Raw genomic sequence first — 17,995 nt, 5'->3', positions numbered from 1 at the left:
TTCTTCAATCAACTTACCGCTTAAAAACTTAAGCGACTTCCACCGATTTATTTGCACGCTTACGCTCATGCTCTAATAAATGGCGTTTACGCACACGAATATTTTGTGGAGTGATTTCCACTAACTCATCATCGTCAATGAATTCGAGAGCTTGCTCTAAAGTCATGCGGATCGGTGGAGTGAGAATTAAATTCTCATCAGTACCCGCTGCACGAATATTGGTTAATTGCTTAGCCTTGAGTGGGTTCACAATTAAATCGTTATCACGGCTATGAATACCAATCACCATGCCTTCGTAGACTTCTTCCGCATGACCGATGAACATCCGTCCACGTTCTTGCAGGTTGAAGATCGCATAGGCCAGTGCTTTACCTGTGGCATTAGAGATCAATACGCCATTAATGCGTTGACCAATGGCACCTGGTTTGTACGGGCCATAATGATCAAAAGTGTGATACATCAAGCCTGTACCCGAAGTCATGGTCATGAAATCGCTTTGGAAACCAATCAAACCACGTGAAGGCACGATATATTGTAAACGCACGCGGCCTTTACCATCCGGAGACATATCTTTTAAGTCGCCACGACGTAAGCCCAAAGCCTCCATGATTTTGCCTTGGTGTTGTTCTTCAAGGTCAACGGTCACTGTTTCGTAAGGCTCTAGCTTTTCACCATCCACTTCACGAATAATAACTTGTGGACGAGAAACCGCTAATTCATAGCCTTCGCGGCGCATATTTTCCAGCAGAATGCCTAAATGCAGCTCACCACGACCGGAAACATTAAACTTTTCAGGATCATCGGTCGGCTCAACACGCAAAGCAACGTTATGCAGCAATTCTTGCTCTAAACGCTCTTTTAAACGCCGCGAGGAAGTGCCGGTTTTAACTTCTTTCCCCGCGAATGGTGAGTCATTCACTTGGAAAATCATGCTAATGGTTGGTTCGTCAATCTTTAAGGCGGGTAAGGCAACCACATTATTTGGGTCACACAAGGTATCAGAGATATACAACTCATCCATACCTGAGAAGGCAATAATATCGCCTGCTTGTGCTTCTGGAACTTCGACACGTTCTAAGCCATTAAAGCCTAGAATTTTTAAAATACGCCCACCACGAATATTACCATTAATATCAATCGCTTTGATTGGCGTATTGGTTTTAATCTTGCCCTGCTTAATCCGCCCAATCCCAATAATACCCATATAAGGGTTGTAGTCGAGCTGGCTCACCTGTAATTGGAAAGGCGCTTCAACATCAACATCGGGTGCTGGTACATGGCTTAAAATCGTTTCAAAGAGCGCAGTCATATCACCGCTATTCACGGTTTCATCCATGCCTGCAAAGCCATTTAAGGCAGATGCATAAACGACTGGAAAGTCGAGCTGTGCATCGCTAGCACCTAAGTTGTCGAATAGCTCGAAGACTTGATCCATGACCCAATGCGGACGTGCACCGGGGCGGTCAATTTTGTTCACGACTAAAATCGGACGTAAACCATGAGAGAAAGCTTTTTGGGTTACGAAGCGAGTTTGTGGCATCGGGCCATCGACTGCATCGACCAGTAGTAATACTGAATCGACCATCGACAGAACGCGTTCGACTTCGCCACCGAAGTCAGCATGCCCAGGGGTATCGACGATATTAATCCGATAAGTCACACCATCCTTAGGATTAGTCCAGCGGATAGCAGTATTCTTCGCAAGAATAGTGATCCCGCGTTCTTTTTCCAACGCATTCGAGTCCATCATACGTTCGGAAACTTCAGCACGCGCATCTAGCGTACCCGATTGTTGTAGCAATTTGTCCACCAGCGTTGTCTTGCCGTGGTCAACGTGCGCAATAATCGCTATATTGCGGAGATTTTGGATCACAACTTATTACTCAAAGAAAATCAAGGATGCGGATTATACAGAGTGCATGTGTTAAATTCATGAATTTTTTCATACTTGCGGTTTAACTAGGCTATGACTGACTTAACCAATCCACATTATGATTTGCTGGGCGGAGAAACCGGAGTACGCCGCTTAGTCAATCGCTTCTACGATCTCATGGATACCCAACCTGAAACTTGGGAGTTGCGCCAACTTCACCCTCAAGACTTACAAAGCTCACGTGATAAATTGTTTATGTTTTTATCGGGTTGGTTAGGTGGCCCACCTTTGTATGAAACTGCTTATGGTCACCCACGGTTAAGAGCACGTCACTTACCCTTTCCAATTGGCTCCAATCTGCGTGATCAATGGCTACTATGTATGAATCAAGCGATTGATGAACAAATTACTGATTTACCGCTGAACCGTGCTTTAAAAATGGCCTTTGCACGTACCGCTGATCACATGCGCAATCAAGCTGATCATTAATAACTGCTAAGAGCAATTATCTAAAAATAAAACCCTTTAATCTTGTTTCAACAGATTTTATTGAGTCCTTTGCGCATGATCTTAAGCAGTTTATTAATTTGACTCGTTAAAGGAATGGGCAATGAAAAAGACCTATTTATTCACTACACTTAGCCTCTGTTTATTATCAAGTGCTGTCTTTGCCGGTGGCACTGGTGCACCATTCTATGTAGGTGGGAGTTTTGGTGTGAGTAGTTATGATAACTCCTCAGATCAGATGGATAATTTGGATGTTTGCAAAAACGCTAAACTACATAACCAAAAATGCACCAGCGATGATAATGATAATGCTGGACATATTTACGGTGGCTTACAAATTAGCGAAGGTTTAGGTGTAGAAACAGGCTATGTGAATTTAGGTGATACCGCAAGCTACCATTATTCAGATCCGATTGCGGTTAAACAAAAAACGACAGGTATCACCCTCAGTGGAATTGCCAAGCAGCGCTTAAGTAAAGCGTCCCCGATTTCTGCTTATGGTAAAGCAGGAGTAGTACGTTGGTCTAGTGAGACTAGCGTAACGAGTGATAACCCAGCTTTGCACGGCTTAAAAGTGTCAGAAGATGGTTATTCACCCGTTTTGGGTGCAGGCTTGCAATATGATATGAATAATAATCTCAGCCTGCGTGCTGGTTGGGAGCGTTATTATGATGTTGGCGAAGGCAGTGAAATTATTGAATATAATGCCGATGGTAGCGCAGCTAAAGTTAATACCTTAGAAACTGATGTTGATGTGATTTCTGCAGGCGTTAATTTTAGCTTTCTATGAAGTTGATTATATTGAGCCAAGCATCTCCAGTTAAGTACTTGGCTTAGCTGCTAATGGAAGACTAATTTGGCTTTTTCAGTTTCAATCCAAGTTTCTACTTCTTGCATTAAAACTTCAGGCTGCTTACCAACGGTGGGAATTGGCTCTCCAATACTCACCGTAATAGTACCTGGCTTTTTAATATAAGAGTGCCGAGGCCAACTCGCACCTGCATTATGTGCTACCGGCACTACAGGATATTCACTATCTACTGCCATGACTGCACCGCCAATTTTATAGCGCGCCTTCACACCGGGCTTTACCCGTGTACCCTCAGGAAATATGACCAGCCAAATACCTTCGTCCAAGCGCTCTTTACCTTGGTTTCTAACCTGATTCACCGCGCTTTTTCCAGCTGAACGATCAATTGCAACGGGCTTAATTAAACGCAAACCCCAGCCAAAGAAAGGAATTTTCATTAATTCTTGCTTTAAAACCCAAGTGAGAGGGGGAAAAATTGTCGCGAACGCTAAAGTTTCCCAAGTTGATTGGTGATTAGCCATTAAAATCGCAGCATGTTCGGTTGGAATATTATCTAAACCTTTGATTTCATAGTGCACACCACAGGTCACACCTAACCACCAGACATTAAAACGACACCACCCTACCAGAATTTGATAGCGCTTTTCATAGGACAAGATAGCGAGTAAAGGGACTAAGCTACCATAGACTAAAGTACTGACCAGAAAGCCAAACCAAAACACCGTTGCTCTTAGACCCAACCACAGCTTTACAGGAATACTCAAGCCTTTCTCCTAAAATCTTAAGCAGAAGATAATAAAATTCGATTGAACTAAGCCGCTAATAAAGCTCGCAACCGCTGCAAAGCTTGCCCACGATGACTAATCCGATTTTTTTCACTCGCTGCTAACTCAGCCGCGCTGCAGTGATGTGAAGGCACATAAAATAGTGGGTCATAGCCAAACCCTTGCTGCCCCTGTAGCTCAGTTAAGATTTGCCCTTCCCAACTAGCCTCAGCAATCAGCGGCACTGGGTCAGTGGGATGTCGGACTAGTACAATACAGCAACGGAAACGCGCTGTGCGCTGCTCAGTCGGCACGTCCTTTAAAGCAGCCAAAAGCTTCGCATTATTCGCAGTATCATTGGTGGGCTGCCCTGCAAAGCGCGCTGAATAAATCCCCGGTTGCCCATTAAGTGCATCAACTACTAAGCCTGAATCATCCGCTAAAGCAGCGAACCCCGTAACCTGTGAAGCATGGCGTGCTTTTAATAAAGCATTCTCGACAAAACTTAAACCCGTTTCCTCAGCATCGCTAACACCTAAATCAGCTTGGCGTATAACTTCAAAACCAAAATCAGCAAGTAAACTATTAAACTCACGTAATTTACCTGCATTACTACTAGCTAAGACTAAGCGTTGTGTCATGCCGTTAAAGCTCTATTCTGCGCTTCCATGATTTCGCTAATACCTTTATTGGCTAACAGTAGCATCGTATCCAGCTCTTCACGACGAAATGCATGCCCTTCTGCTGTGCCTTGTAGTTCAATGAACTGACCCGCATCGTTCATAACAATATTCATGTCTGTTTCAGCAGCAGAATCTTCCACATAATCCAAATCCAGCACGGCTTTACCTTGGTAAATACCCACAGATACTGAAGCAACCTGGCCGTAAATGGGATTCTTCTTCAACTTACCTTGCTTGACTAAACTAGCCATTGCATCTTGCAAGGCTACATAAGCGCCACTAATGGAGGCAGTACGTGTGCCTCCATCAGCCTGTAACACATCACAATCCAAGGTAATTTGACGCTCACCTAAGGCTTCTAAATCCACCACTGCCCGCAAAGCCCGCCCGATTAAGCGCTGAATTTCCATAGTGCGGCCAGACTGCTTACCTTTAGCCGCTTCACGCTGCACACGTGTATTTGTAGAGCGCGGTAACATGCCATATTCCGCCGTCACCCAACCTTGGCCTTTGCCTTTAAGGAAAGGCGGTACTCTGTCTTCAACAGTAGCCGTACACAGGACTTTCGTATTCCCAAACTCCACCAATACAGAACCTTCGGCATGGCAAGTGTAATTCCGAGTAAACCGCACCGGGCGCATTTGGTCTGGGCTTCGTCCGCTAGAGCGCATGGCTGCATCCTTTATATTGACTTTTGAATGCGCCAATTATACTCAATTAGCCAGCATTTAGGCCGATAAATGTTTAGCTTTTATCAATTAAGTCAATGGATATGCAAATTAATCAAGCAATCTAAATGGGTTCCAACAATAAACTTGCGCCTGTCATTGCTGCAGGTTTAGAAATTCCCATTAATTGCAATAAAGTCGGGGCGATATTACTTAAACCACCACCGGTACTTAAACGCCAATTGACCTGATCAATTAACAAACAAGGCACCGGATAAACTGTATGTTGAGTATTTGGCTCACCCGTTAAAGGATCGATATATTCATCGCAATTACCGTGATCTGCGGTTAATAGTACTGAATACTCATTCGCTACTGCTGCATCTAATACGCGTCCGACTTCTCGATCTAAAGCCTCCACGGCTTTAACCACTGCGCCTGGTACTGCGGTATGCCCCACCATATCGCCATTTGCGAAATTGACCACGATAAAACCGTATTCGTTTTTATTCAGTGCTGCGACTACCGCATCCGCAACTTCAGGCGCACTCATTTCTGGTTTTAAATCATAAGTTTCAACTTTAGGTGAAGGAATCACTAAACGATCCTCTCCCTCATACGGCTGTTCACGACCACTATTGAAGAAGAAGGTCACGTGCGCGTATTTTTCAGTTTCTGAGCAGTGGAATTGCTTACAACCCGCTGCACTCACGGCTTCGGCTATATTTGTGCTCGGACGCTCAGGAGCAAACATCACCGGCATGGGGTATTTTTCATCGTACTCAGTGAGTGTGGTTAATTCAACCAAGGAAAAATCACCACGCTCAAAACCTTTGAACTCGCCTAAAGCTAAAGCTTCCGACATTTGCCGTGGGCGATCATTCCGAAAATTAAAGAATAAAACTTGATCACCACCACGCATTAATTCAGCGTTTGGCATCAACCGTGGGGTAATAAACTCATCGCCTTGATCAGCTGCATAAGCATCATCGATAGCCGCTAGAGGATCAGCAGCTTGCGTACCCATACCATGCACATAGGCATCCCAAGCTAACTTAGTACGCTCCCAACGCTTATCTCGATCCATCGCATAGAAGCGCCCGCAGATACTCGCAATCTGCCCACCCGTTTCTGCCAAAATCGCTTGTACACGCGCAATGAAAGTCTTTGCAGCCCGAGGTGCGGTGTCACGCCCATCAGTAATTGCATGCACCACAGGAATCACTTTATGCTGTTTGCAAGCACGTAATAAACCTTCTAAGTGATTAAGATGACTATGCACACCACCGTCAGAAACCAAACCAATCAAATGTAAAGGTCGATTTTGAGCCTTAGCTTTCTGCAATGCTGCTAATAATGCTGGATTAGCTGCCAAACTGCCATCAGCGACTGCATCGTCTAAACGTACTAAATCTTGCTTGAGGATGGCACCACAACCAATGGTCATATGGCCGACTTCAGAATTCCCCATTTGCCCATCCGGCAAACCCACTGAACGTCCTGAAGCCATTAAAGTCGTATGCGGATACTTACCAAAATAGTTATCTAAGTTAGGCGTATGGGCTTCATAAACCGCATTGTATTTTTTGCTTGGATTGACGCCGAAGCCATCCAGAATAATCAAAATAGCTTTACGCCGTGGAGGTAAGGTGGTTTGTGTCATGATCACTCAAATACTTGGGACGAGTAGCTTAAGCTACTCGTGAATCTTTAATCTTTCGGTGGAGTTGATTGGTTAGGTGGCTGATCACCAGCAGCATAGCGCCCTTGCTCATCCAGCTCAGCTTGCTGTTTAGCCGCCTTATCTAACTCAGCCTCCAATTCTTCATCAGTTAATGGGCGAAATTCATCATCGTCCATTTCTTTAAAACTATAGGTTTTATCTTGCCAATGTTCCGCAGAGTTATGCGTATCGTCAGCTTGATCTAAGCTTTCAATGTCTTCGCCGGCATGTAACACACTCGCAGTTCCTACTACAGCACTAGCTACTAAGGCGGTTGAACCAAAATTACTTGCTTCGGTGTCATCCTCATTGCTGCGCTTTTTCGCCACAGTTCGTCCTAAAAATAAACCGACTTCAAACAAAAGCCAAATGGGTACAGCCATCATAATTTGTGAAACCACATCCGGTGGAGTGAGGAACATGGCAATAGTAAAAGCCCCCACAATAATATAGGGACGTGCTTTAGCCAAAGCTTCAACACTCACAATTCCCATCCGAATCAATAATATGGTGGCGACAGGTGTCTCAAAACTTAAACCAAAAGCTAGGAACATAGCCACCGTAAAATCGAGATAGGTCGCTATATCTGGCGTAGGATTCACATTCGCGGGAGCAAAAGCCACTGCTGCCTTAGAAATCATGGGAATAACAAAGAAATAGGCAAACGCCATCCCAACATAAAATAGACCCACACTCGATAAAAGCAGGGGTGTGATCATTTTTTTTTCATGTTGATACAAGCCAGGGGCGATAAATCCCCAAACTTGATAAAAGGTATAAGGTAGAGTCACTAAGAAAGCGACCATCAAGGCTAGTTTAAACGGCACTAAGAAAGGGGAAGCAACCCCAATCGCAATCAGCTTTTCACCTTGTGGCAAGTTGCGCACTAAAGGATCAGAAAGCCAGTTATACAGATCTTGAGCAAACGGCGTTAAGCAGATAAAGATTGCACCTAAAACCAGGACAATACGCAACAGGCGATCACGCAGTTCAATCAGATGCTCCAAAAATGCTTTTTCACCAGCATTCTCAGCACCCTTAGTCTGATTTGACATGCGTTTCGATTTCCTTTTTCGCTGTATCTACTTTGTCATTCATTAACACACGCAAGTTACGCAGCTCTTCCTCTTGCTTATACAGCATCGACCGTAACTCTTCCGTGCCTAGCTCTCGCTCAATATCAGCACGGGTATGGGCAATTAAGCGGCGCGCTTTGCCTACCCATAAACCGACAGTCCGAGCGACCGTTGGCAAACGCTCAGGACCGATGACTAATAAAGCCACAATCCCGATCACCAACATTTCCAGAAAGCTAGTTTCAAACATGTTAGCGCCTAAATTTAGACTTTGTCTTTTTCCCGAGCCTGTACATCAATCACATTGCCTTGCACATTAGCCGTATTGGCAGGTGGAATCTGTTGAGCCGTTTTTTCAGCTTCTGGCGTGTCATCCCCATCTTTAACTGCTTTTTTGAAGTTTTTAAAGGCCTCACCCAAATCACCACCCATACTGCGTAGCTTTTTAGTTCCAAACAGAAGAATGACAATCACTAGAATCAGGACTAATTGTAAAGGACTAAAATGCATAGTAGTTCATCATCCTATCGTGTTAAGAGGGTCGACTGGCTTTCTCAGCCAAGCCTGATAAGCCGAAACGACGTTCCAATTCTTTTAGCACGTCTTGCGGGTGTAAATTTTGCTGAGCTAAGAGTACTAGGCTATGAAACCATAAATCCGCGACTTCATAGACGATTTTTTCTTTATCACCATCTTTCGCTGCCATGACCGTTTCTGTGGCCTCCTCACCAATTTTCTTGAGGATAGCATCCAAGCCTTTGCCATATAACTTAGCCACATATGAACTATCAGCTGCAGCCTGTTTACGCTCTTCTAGCACCTGTGCTAGTTGTGAAAGTATTGCATCATTCATCATGGGCGCATTATGCGCGAAGACAGCGCTTAAGAACAATTGCCAGTAGATAAATTAGCAGAATCTAATTGTTTATCATACGCGGGTACATGCAAATAATTCTCATCCTGCACGCTCACCTCTAAGCCATATGCTTGTGCAATCTCCGCAATGACTTGCACTTCAAGCTTTCCAGTCGCTGATAATTTCTGCGCTAACTCCACCAACAGCAGCTCATGTCTTAACAATAAAGTACGTGCGGCTTCAACTTGCGCCACAATCATTTGCTCAACCGCTGCATCAGTAATTTCTTTCTTCATACGATGGGCATGATCTTCCATCACATAGCAAGCTTGGAAACCATCATCAAAACCATACCGGCGCATATAATCGAGCGCAATAATAGAAGCTTCTTCGCGATCCTGTGAACGTCCAATGGAAGCTTCATTTGCACCAAAGATTAATTCTTCCGCCAAGCCACCCGCTAGGAAAATTTTAATCATATCCAGCATGGTTTGCTTAGTGCGATAGATTTGATGGGGGAAAGTGAAGCCACCCGCATAGCTATTTGCAATCCGGCTTTGCAGCTGCATCGGCACTAATTTAAACAAGACCATATACAAAACCGCATGACCCGCTTCATGCACACTAATATTCGCCGTGGCTGCTGCTTGATTACTCGCACGAATCTGATCAATCCGCCCTTCAAAAGCAACTTTAACTTCCTGCTCACCCACTTGGGCGACAATTTGCTTGGCGGTTGTGTCATAACGCAAGGCAATGTTCTCTGCACCTGTAGTCAGTGCGTGCAACAACAGATTCGATAAATTAACCTCTAAAATATCGGTCACACTCGAAAATACTGGCCGCACACCTTGCGCAGGGAAGACACCATTGCGGTAAATCAGCGTCTCCATACTGTGATCAATACTTAGTTGAATACCGGTACGCGCAGCCGTTTCCTGTTGAATACGCTTCAACTCGCGTGCAATCAAAGCTTGGAAATCTTGCTTGCGTAAGCTCGGATAAATCAGATGAATATTGCCAAAACGTGCCACTTGTTCCGGGCGAAATTTGCGCAACAATGCATTTTTCACATCCATCAACGTCACTTTACTGCTGATAGCATGAAAAATATCCGCATCAACATCTGCTTCGGCTGCATCACGCGCGACCGAAAAAGCCTCATCCAAATTCCCAGAAATAATTACTAAAGTCTGCGCATGATTAATCGGCTCATACAGAGTCTTTTTCTTCTTCGCATTCAAGAGCAGATTAACTAATTCAGCTTCAGGTAATTCAAAAAGAGATTCTAAATCAATATCTAAATTCAGGGTTTTCTTGAAAGATAATAAGTCATACGAACTAATATAATGATCATACGGATCAAAATTGGTTTCAGGTTCTTCGCCAGCATCTAAGCGCTTTTTCTTCCGTTTCCGCTCCCAAAAATAGCGTGCAAGGAAATTATCTATATCATTGGCCTCTTGATCATAGCGGGTCAAATAGCCATCCGATAATAAGCTCCAAAAATCCATAAACCGCGATTGGGCAAGCGGCTTGCCTTCAACATCAATGGTATTAAAGCGCTGAATTTCATCAAATAAAAGAATACAGGGCTTGCTATCGTGCAACTCACGCTTATCTAAAATTGAGGAAACCGAGGAATGCCAAAACGTCTGATCGATATTGGATAACTCAATTTCAGCAAAGCGCTCTTGAAAATTAAGTGCACGGACTAATTTGCGGACTAAATCGGTTTTGCCGACACCCGTCATGCCCCAGAGATTAACAATCACCGGACGCTGCAACAGTTCTGGCATTAAATACCAGACTTGGATATAGCCGATTAAATCATCAATGATTTTATCGATCCCTATAAAATGCTGCTTAAGCGTGTGACGGACTAACTCTAATTGTTCTTTTCGTTCGGCAATTAACTGCTTATCAACTTGCAGCATGAAGGCTCCTTAAAATTATTTATAAGCGCATTTCGATACCTTGCGCCGCCATAAACTCTTTGGCTTGGCTCACGGTATATTCGCCAAAGTGAAAAATACTAGCGGCTAACACCGCATCAGCGCCACCTTTTAATACGCCATCAGCAAGGTGCTGTAAATTACCCACGCCACCGGAGGCAATTAATGGCACTGAAACTCGCTCATTGATCTCCGCCATTAGAGCTAAATCAAAGCCACTTTTGGTGCCATCGCGATCCATACTCGTCACTAATAACTCACCTGCACCATAAATTGCCATCTTTTCTGCCCAAGCGACCGCATCAATCCCGGTGCGTTTACGTCCCCCATGAGTAAACACCTCCCAACGCAAAGGCTCGCCCGCCTCGCTCACACGCTTGGCATCAATCGCGACCACAATACATTGTGAGCCAAAATAATCCGTGGCTTCGCGCACTAATTCAGGATTAGTAATCGCTGCGGTATTGATTCCAACCTTATCTGCACCAGCATTTAACATCCGACGCACATCATCTAGTTTGCGAATGCCACCACCAACGGTCAATGGGATAAACACTTGCGAAGCCACTGCTTCTACCACATGCACAATGGTTTCACGATTATCGGAGCTGGCGGTAATATCGAGGAAGGTAATCTCATCCGCACCTTCGCGATTATAGCGGGCAGCAATTTCTACAGGATCACCAGCATCGCGAATATCGACGAAATTCACGCCCTTCACCACGCGCCCATTATCAACATCAAGGCAAGGAATAATGCGCTTAGCTAAGCCCATGATTAGACTCCATCCACTAAGCGTTGCGCTTCCGCCAGATCAATCGTGCCTTCATAAATCGAACGGCCTAAGATCGTACCCATTACACCCTTACGCTCTACTGCAAGTAGTGCCTTAATATCCTCAAGATTAGTCACGCCACCCGAAGCTATGACTGGAATTGAAATGCTTTCAGCGAGTTTGGCAGTTTCTTCGACATTCACGCCAGTCATCATGCCATCGCGGGCAATATCGGTATAAACAATGGCACTCACGCCTGCTTGCTCAAATTGCTTAGCTAAATCAACTGCGGCCACTCGCGAGACCTCAGCCCAACCATCAGTTGCTACCATGCCATTTTTTGCATCAATTCCAACGATGATGTGACCCGGAAACTGCTTACAGAGTTCGACTACAAATAGCGGTTCTTGCACAGCTTTCGTGCCAATAATGCAATACTTAACACCCGCTTCTAAATAGGCAGCGACCGTAGCTGTATCACGAATGCCCCCACCTATTTGTACCGGCAAATGTGGAAACTTAGCCGCCACCGCACGCACGACTTCGCCATTGACGGGCTTGCCCTCAAAAGCACCATTCAAATCGACCAAGTGTAAACGACGTGCCCCTGCATCCACCCAACGCTGCGCGACATCTACAGGATTGGAAGAGAATACCGTCGTATCATCCATACGCCCCTGACGCAGGCGTACACATTGACCGTCTTTCAGGTCGATAGCAGGAATCAGCAGCATGATTAGATCCTAAATAACGAAGTCCGCATCCTAGCGCAAAATCTAGCTAGCCAACAGAGTTTAGAATTATTGACTCGGCTCTAAGCGATATAAACCGCCATTGGTTTCATCATTTAAGAGATAGAGATAGCCATCAGGGCCTTGTTGCACATCACGAATTCGGCCTATTTCATCTTCGAGTAAACTTTCTTCAGCAGCAATTTTGCCACCAACTAAAGTTAAGCGAACTAATTTAGAAAATTTAAGAGATCCAACAAAAAGACTGCCATTCCAACCTGAATATTTATCACCGCTATAAAAGGTCATACCGGAGGGAGCAATCGAAGGCACCCAATAATGTAAAGGTTGTTCCATACCGGCTTGTTGGGTTTTACCCTTACCGATTGGCCCACCCCCATATTGCTCGCCATAGGTAATTACTGGCCAGCCATAGTTAGCACCTGCTTTGAGAATATTGATTTCATCGCCCCCTTGCGGGCCATGTTCATGCGTCCAAACCTGACCACTGCTAGGGTTTAGGGCAATGCCTTGCACATTACGATGTCCATAGGTGAATAATTCAGGTGCAGCGCCTGCTTTATCTTTAAAAGGATTCGATTCAGGTACACTACCATCATCGTGTAAACGTACTACCCCACCTGCATGATTACTAATATCTTGAGCCAGGTCTTGTTGACCACGTTCGCCGAGCGTCAAATATAAATAACCTTGCTTATCAAATAGTAAACGTCCACCAAAATGATGAGCACTATCAACTTTTGGTAAAGCCACGAATAGCTTTTGCAGATTACTTAGTTTGCCTTGCTTATATTGAGCACGAACTAATTCAGTACTCGCTCCACCTTTTCCCATACCGCTATAGGCTAAATAAATTAACCGATTTTCAGAAAACTGTGGATGAGCTGCTATCCCTAATAAACCACCTTGACCTTGCGCATAGACTTTAGGGACACCCGCAATTGGGGGTGATAATTTACCTTTTTGCACACTACGCAACTGCCCACCGCGCTCGGTGACCAGAATCTCATTATCTGGCAAAAAAGTCATACCCCAAGGATGATCTAAACCACCCACTACTTTAGTCGCAATCACAGGGCTTGCCGAACGTGCCTCGCAACCCACAAGCACTAGGCTGAGGAGGCCTAGGCATAGGTATAGCCAATACTTTTTCATTCTGATTATTCGATTTTTAAAGTTAACACTCACACTCTAGCTATGAGTGTAGTTGGCTATGAAGAAAAGATGGCAAGCTTTCTGACTAAGTTGCTACTGCGCAGTATTAAAGAGCACAGAGTTCGGAGATATTGAGTAGACATTTAATCCTCTCCGGCTAACTGTAAGGCGTGGGCGATTAAATCTTTACTTAAGTGAAGATCTGACTGCTGAATAATGAACAAATACGGCTTGATTGCAGGAATCAAACCATGCTTTTTAGCCAATAACAAAATACCAACACTACCAATGATTTTTATATGATTGTGAGTTGCCGCTTTTCTAGCTTTTAGATCATCAATAAGTAAGCGATCAGCATGTTTTAGCTTATAGAGCGCCATTGCTTCTAATTCACCCTGCCCTAGCCCTTGGGTATTAATAATGAAATCCCGTAAGTCAATCTCCAACACTTTGTTTTGTAAATACCCCAGCAGCTTCTCAGCTTGCGGTTTACCAAAAACGGTCGCCTCTTGAAACACTGCCTGAGGGACATAAACTTGGGTGAATAATGCATCCAACCAATGCAAACCCTTACAAGCTGCTACTGCAACCAAAGCCGATGTATCGGCAATTACCAGCATTAGGAGGTCATCCGAAAATCAGCAAGCTCAGCATCTAGATCATCTGGGGTGTAGTTGATGGTGGGAATATTGTGCTTCTTACACTCAGCCATAAAGCTATAGCGGTCTATGCCCGCCAATTCAGTGGCTGCCCCCGCTGATAACTTGCCTGCCTGAAAGAGAGCCAAAGCCGCATATAACTTGAGTGTACTGATAATCTCTGGTCTAGTTTTATCCAGTGCAAATTGTTCGGGTATGTCCATTGTGACTTGCATGTTTTATGTACTCCTACCGAAAACAACTGAGGTAAGGATTTTAGTGTAGGCGATTAGTGTGAGCCTGCCAATTTTCCACATCTTGACGGACACGGCTAACCTCTTTCCACTTGCACAATCTCTTCCTGCGTTAGCCTATACAGTTTATACACCAAGGTATTCATCTCCCGCTCTTTTGCCTCAATCTCTGCCTGCAATTCATCTAGTTTCTTATCTAGGCCGATAATTTGCCGCCGCAAGCTGTCATTGTCGGTGGTTTTGAGGCTGAGCAATTCGCCCAGCAGCTTTTCAGCGGTGACGCTTGGTGTGATGTTGGTGGAGCGAATCAGGTATTTCCATTGCACCGCAATCAGGTCGGCATCGTCTGCAAAAATGCTGTCAAAAGCCGGAATGCCGTTAGCTAGCAGTCTTAATTCGCCGTCTTCGTAAAGGACGGTCAGTTGTGTGCTGGGGTTGAGGTTGGCACTAAGTTTTTCGAGTTTTTGCGCTAAGGCAGCTTGGTATTGCGCTTTTGCCCAGTCGGTCAATGCTTTGCCTTTAAGTCCGGTGGCTTTGGCAGCATCGGAGGTTTTCCATTGTTTTTCTTCGAGAAACTTTGCCCAAATCCATTGCGGGGTTTTGGTGTCCTCGGTCATTTGTGCGGCATTCAGGCGCTTTTCGAGTTTTTGCAGTTCATCGCGGTAAGCCGTATGTAGTTCTTGCATCGACGTTATCCATGTAAAACGTGCCCTTACTGTCAACTGAGCAGAACAAACTTTTCACCAATCTTGGAACTAATAATTTGGACAAGCATTGTTTGTCGATACTCTGATTGTTTTAGACATTTGATAACGCTTAGCCTCGACACCTGAGACTAACCGGATGCATCAGTTCATCCTCAATTTAAACCTCAATTGGTTTTTCCTTATCAGCGTGCGATACGTATTTACCTTCGCCAAGTTTGGTTAAGTGATAAATACTGTCAGCACTAGTAATTAATCCTTGGAAAATGGCGGTGGTGATCGTTGGATCGTCGAGGCGTTTACAGGTGATGTTGGGCTTTTCGATGAGTTGGCATTCGGGTTCGGGCATAAAAATTCAAAGATTAATTTCAGAATATCGAAGTTTAACCGGCAAACCTAGTGCCTATAAAGCAAGCAGATTGACCCTTACCAAAGTTTTGCACTTTAACCTAGAACTACACCTAACCTTTCCCGCCTAAGCCCAAGCAATGCTATACTAGCCGCCTCTTTCAGCAGTGGTGGATACAAAACCATGACTTCCTTAAAAGACCAACTTCTCAAAGCCGGCTTGATTGATCAAACCAAAGCGGAAAAAGCGGCGCGTGAAGAACGCAAAAACGCCCATCAAAAAACGGCAAAGGCGCAAAAAGAAGCCAAGCGCACCGGCGAGGTGAAAGTGGATGAAGCCAAAGTACTTGCTGAAAAAGCCTTACAAGAACAAGCCAAACGTTCCAAAGAACTCAATCGCCAGCAACGCGAGCAAGCTGAGCACAAAGCTATTCAAGCTCAGATTCGCCAGCTGATTGAAATAAATAGGATTGATCGCAAACAAGGTGAAATCAGCTATCAGTTTGCTGATCAAAACAAAATCAAAAAAATCTTCGTGACAGAGTTACTGCAAGATCGCTTAGCTTATGGCTTATTAGCGGTGGTGCGTTTGGGTAATGGCTATGAATTAGTACCGCGCTTAATCGCTGAGAAAATTGCCCAGCGTGATGCGAGCGCTGTAGTCGTCTTAAATGTGAATAAGAACCCGACTCCTGCTGAAGAAGATCCTTACGCAGCTTATCAAATTCCTGATGATTTAATGTGGTAAGCCATTCCGTTTAAGCCCCCACTTACCCCAACGGTAACGCATGAAATCCATTACTCGCTTATTGCGCCTTTGGACTATTCAACGAGTTTTTATTCGCCATGGCCTCGATGAACTCGTACTGAGTATTCCACTCTTTCGCCCAGTTGCCTTTATCTATCATCTGTTTCCGTGGAATTGGAAGCGTCAAACCCAAGATTTAGGCCCTCGTGGTGAACGCATTCGCTTATCTCTCGAAGCATTAGGCCCGATTTTCATTAAATTTGGGCAAATGCTCTCGACCCGCCGCGATTTAATGCCGGATGATATTGCGACCGAACTCACTCGTCTCCAAGATCGTGTCCCGCCCTTTTCCAGCACCGAAGCACGACAGTTAATTGAGAAGGCTTACGGTCGTCCGGTGACCGAAGTTTTCCAACGCTTTGAAACCGACCCGATGGCCTCGGCTTCAATTGCTCAAGTGCATGCCGCGCAACTTTGGGATGGCAAAGAAGTAGTAGTCAAAGTATTGCGCCCAGGAATTGAGAAGATTATTCGCCAAGATATTGAAGTCATGTATTTATTGGCGGATCTAGTGCAACGCTATTGGAAAGACGCACGGCGCTTACGTCCAGTCGAGATCGTAGCTGAATACGAGAAAACCATTTTCGACGAACTCGATTTAATGCGTGAAGCCGCGAATGCCAGTCAAGTGCGACGCAATTTCGAAGGCAATCCGGTACTCTATGTGCCTGAAGTACATTGGAATTATACCCATACTAATGTGATGGTCATGGAGCGGATTTATGGAGTTCCGGTTGGGGATATTCAGCGTTTAAAAGATTTAGGCATAAACTTCAAGCGCTTGGGCGAGTTAGGGGTTGAGGTATTTTTTACCCAAGTTTTCCGGCACAACTTCTTCCATGCAGATATGCATCCAGGAAATATTTTTGTGGATGCGACTCACCCGCATGAACCGCAATACATGGCGGTCGATTTTGGGATTGTGGGCACTTTAACTCCAGAAGATAAGCGTTATTTAGCTGAAAACTTCTATGCATTTTTTAATCGCGATTATAAGCGCGTGGCTGAATTGCATGTTGAATCGGGTTGGGTGCCTGCCAATACGCGCGTGGATGAGTTTGAATCCGCAATTCGCTCGGTGTGCGAGCCTATTTTTAATTTACCGATTAAAGATATTTCCTTTGGGAATTTTTTACTACGCCTATTCCAAACGGCGCGGCGCTTTAATATGGAAGTACAGCCGCAACTAGTCCTGCTGCAAAAAACCCTACTGAATATCGAAGGTTTAGGGCGGCAACTGTATCCGGATTTAGATTTATGGTCGACCGCTAAACCTTTTATTGAGCGCTGGATGGATGAGCAAGTCGGTGTACGGGCTTTATTGAATGGGGTAAAAACTAATTTACCTAAATTATTAGAAAATCTGCCTCATATGCCCAACTTATTGCATGATGTCCTCAAGCTAACTGCAGAGCAGCGCTTAAAACTACAGTATGAATCTAAGCAATTAGAGCGAATGCAAAAAGAGTTAAAACGCTCGCAAATTAGTACTCGTTTTATTTTAGCCGGTGGCAGCTTAATTATAGGGGGTAGTATTTTGATTAGCTCACCCACTTTAATGTTTGACCCAGCTTTTGTGCTCTTAGATTGGAGTTTAGGTTTAGCGGGTATTACTCTTTTAGTTTATGGTTTAGTGAAACGTTAA

At 44.6% G+C, this 17,995-nt stretch carries 21 protein-coding genes; 4 read left to right on the top strand and 17 right to left on the bottom strand.

What is annotated here, in order from left to right; translation table 11 throughout:
• Positions 1–28: 28 nt before the first annotated feature.
• A complete protein-coding gene (gene typA / locus Q0230_RS15130; RefSeq protein WP_298611017.1) occupies positions 29–1,873 on the bottom strand; it encodes a translational GTPase TypA in 1,845 nt (614 codons plus the stop codon).
• 93 nt (positions 1,874–1,966) lie between these two features.
• On the opposite strand from typA, the gene Q0230_RS15125 reads away from it, so the two are divergent.
• Both Q0230_RS15125 and Q0230_RS15120 read left to right on the top strand, forming a co-directional pair.
• Complete coding sequence (locus Q0230_RS15125; RefSeq protein ID WP_298611016.1) at positions 1,967–2,362, top strand: group II truncated hemoglobin; 396 nt, start codon at positions 1,967–1,969, stop codon at positions 2,360–2,362.
• A 121-nt stretch (positions 2,363–2,483) separates the two neighbouring features.
• A complete protein-coding gene (locus Q0230_RS15120; RefSeq protein ID WP_298611015.1) occupies positions 2,484–3,170 on the top strand; it encodes an outer membrane beta-barrel protein in 687 nt (228 codons plus the stop codon).
• A 50-nt stretch (positions 3,171–3,220) separates the two neighbouring features.
• On the opposite strand, the gene Q0230_RS15115 is transcribed toward Q0230_RS15120, so the two are convergent.
• The 16 genes from Q0230_RS15115 to Q0230_RS15040 form a co-directional block, all read right to left on the bottom strand.
• Positions 3,221–3,955, bottom strand: a complete 735-nt coding sequence (locus tag Q0230_RS15115; protein WP_298611014.1) for a 1-acyl-sn-glycerol-3-phosphate acyltransferase — start codon at positions 3,953–3,955, stop codon at positions 3,221–3,223.
• 47 nt (positions 3,956–4,002) lie between these two features.
• On the bottom strand, positions 4,003–4,596 hold the full coding sequence (locus Q0230_RS15110) for an XTP/dITP diphosphatase (RefSeq protein ID WP_298611013.1): 594 nt from the start codon (positions 4,594–4,596) through the stop codon (positions 4,003–4,005).
• Positions 4,593–5,309: a ribonuclease PH gene (rph, locus tag Q0230_RS15105; RefSeq protein ID WP_298611012.1), complete on the bottom strand. Its 717-nt coding sequence runs from the start codon at positions 5,307–5,309 to the stop codon at positions 4,593–4,595. Before rph ends, Q0230_RS15110 begins: the two co-directional genes overlap by 4 nt.
• Before the next feature lie 121 nt (positions 5,310–5,430).
• Entirely contained in the window at positions 5,431–6,969 is a 1,539-nt protein-coding gene (gene gpmI, locus Q0230_RS15100; protein ID WP_298611011.1) for a 2,3-bisphosphoglycerate-independent phosphoglycerate mutase, read from the bottom strand.
• A 47-nt stretch (positions 6,970–7,016) separates the two neighbouring features.
• Positions 7,017–8,084, bottom strand: coding sequence for a twin-arginine translocase subunit TatC (gene tatC, locus Q0230_RS15095; RefSeq protein ID WP_298611010.1), 1,068 nt, complete (start codon positions 8,082–8,084; stop codon positions 7,017–7,019).
• Positions 8,068–8,355, bottom strand: coding sequence for a Sec-independent protein translocase protein TatB (tatB, locus tag Q0230_RS15090; protein WP_298611009.1), 288 nt, complete (start codon positions 8,353–8,355; stop codon positions 8,068–8,070). Before tatB ends, tatC begins: the two co-directional genes overlap by 17 nt.
• A gap of 14 nt (positions 8,356–8,369) precedes the next feature.
• Positions 8,370–8,615 (bottom strand): twin-arginine translocase TatA/TatE family subunit, encoded by a 246-nt coding sequence (tatA, locus tag Q0230_RS15085; protein WP_298611008.1) that lies wholly within the window; start codon positions 8,613–8,615, stop codon positions 8,370–8,372.
• Between the two features lie 22 nt (positions 8,616–8,637).
• Positions 8,638–8,958, bottom strand: a complete 321-nt coding sequence (locus tag Q0230_RS15080) for a phosphoribosyl-ATP diphosphatase (protein ID WP_298612080.1) — start codon at positions 8,956–8,958, stop codon at positions 8,638–8,640.
• 29 nt (positions 8,959–8,987) lie between these two features.
• On the bottom strand, positions 8,988–10,898 hold the full coding sequence (locus Q0230_RS15075; protein ID WP_298611007.1) for an AAA family ATPase: 1,911 nt from the start codon (positions 10,896–10,898) through the stop codon (positions 8,988–8,990).
• Positions 10,899–10,917: 19 nt separating this feature from the next.
• Positions 10,918–11,691, bottom strand: coding sequence for an imidazole glycerol phosphate synthase subunit HisF (hisF, locus tag Q0230_RS15070; protein ID WP_298611006.1), 774 nt, complete (start codon positions 11,689–11,691; stop codon positions 10,918–10,920).
• A 2-nt stretch (positions 11,692–11,693) separates the two neighbouring features.
• Positions 11,694–12,425: a 1-(5-phosphoribosyl)-5-[(5-phosphoribosylamino)methylideneamino]imidazole-4-carboxamide isomerase gene (gene hisA, locus Q0230_RS15065; RefSeq protein WP_298611005.1), complete on the bottom strand. Its 732-nt coding sequence runs from the start codon at positions 12,423–12,425 to the stop codon at positions 11,694–11,696.
• Positions 12,426–12,491: 66 nt separating this feature from the next.
• Complete coding sequence (locus Q0230_RS15060; protein ID WP_298611004.1) at positions 12,492–13,553, bottom strand: PQQ-dependent sugar dehydrogenase; 1,062 nt, start codon at positions 13,551–13,553, stop codon at positions 12,492–12,494.
• A 188-nt stretch (positions 13,554–13,741) separates the two neighbouring features.
• A complete protein-coding gene (locus Q0230_RS15055) occupies positions 13,742–14,218 on the bottom strand; it encodes a DUF3368 domain-containing protein (protein ID WP_298611003.1) in 477 nt (158 codons plus the stop codon).
• A complete protein-coding gene (locus Q0230_RS15050) occupies positions 14,218–14,472 on the bottom strand; it encodes a UPF0175 family protein (RefSeq protein ID WP_298611002.1) in 255 nt (84 codons plus the stop codon). The genes Q0230_RS15055 and Q0230_RS15050 overlap by 1 nt, the downstream gene beginning before the upstream one ends.
• Before the next feature lie 95 nt (positions 14,473–14,567).
• Positions 14,568–15,176 (bottom strand): hypothetical protein, encoded by a 609-nt coding sequence (locus Q0230_RS15045; RefSeq protein WP_298611001.1) that lies wholly within the window; start codon positions 15,174–15,176, stop codon positions 14,568–14,570.
• A 178-nt stretch (positions 15,177–15,354) separates the two neighbouring features.
• The gene (locus Q0230_RS15040) at positions 15,355–15,543 is read right to left on the bottom strand and encodes a hypothetical protein (RefSeq protein WP_298611000.1); all 189 of its coding nucleotides are present in this window, start codon (positions 15,541–15,543) and stop codon (positions 15,355–15,357) included.
• A 183-nt stretch (positions 15,544–15,726) separates the two neighbouring features.
• On the opposite strand from Q0230_RS15040, the gene Q0230_RS15035 reads away from it, so the two are divergent.
• Both Q0230_RS15035 and ubiB read left to right on the top strand, forming a co-directional pair.
• Entirely contained in the window at positions 15,727–16,290 is a 564-nt protein-coding gene (locus Q0230_RS15035; RefSeq protein WP_298610999.1) for a DUF2058 domain-containing protein, read from the top strand.
• A 40-nt stretch (positions 16,291–16,330) separates the two neighbouring features.
• On the top strand, positions 16,331–17,995 hold the full coding sequence (gene ubiB, locus Q0230_RS15030) for a ubiquinone biosynthesis regulatory protein kinase UbiB (protein WP_298610998.1): 1,665 nt from the start codon (positions 16,331–16,333) through the stop codon (positions 17,993–17,995).

This window comes from uncultured Thiothrix sp., assembly GCF_937876535.1.
Classification (GTDB): domain Bacteria; phylum Pseudomonadota; class Gammaproteobacteria; order Thiotrichales; family Thiotrichaceae; genus Thiolinea.
Note: the sequence above shows the minus strand (reverse complement) of the source record. Positions and strands in the feature narration are given on the sequence as shown.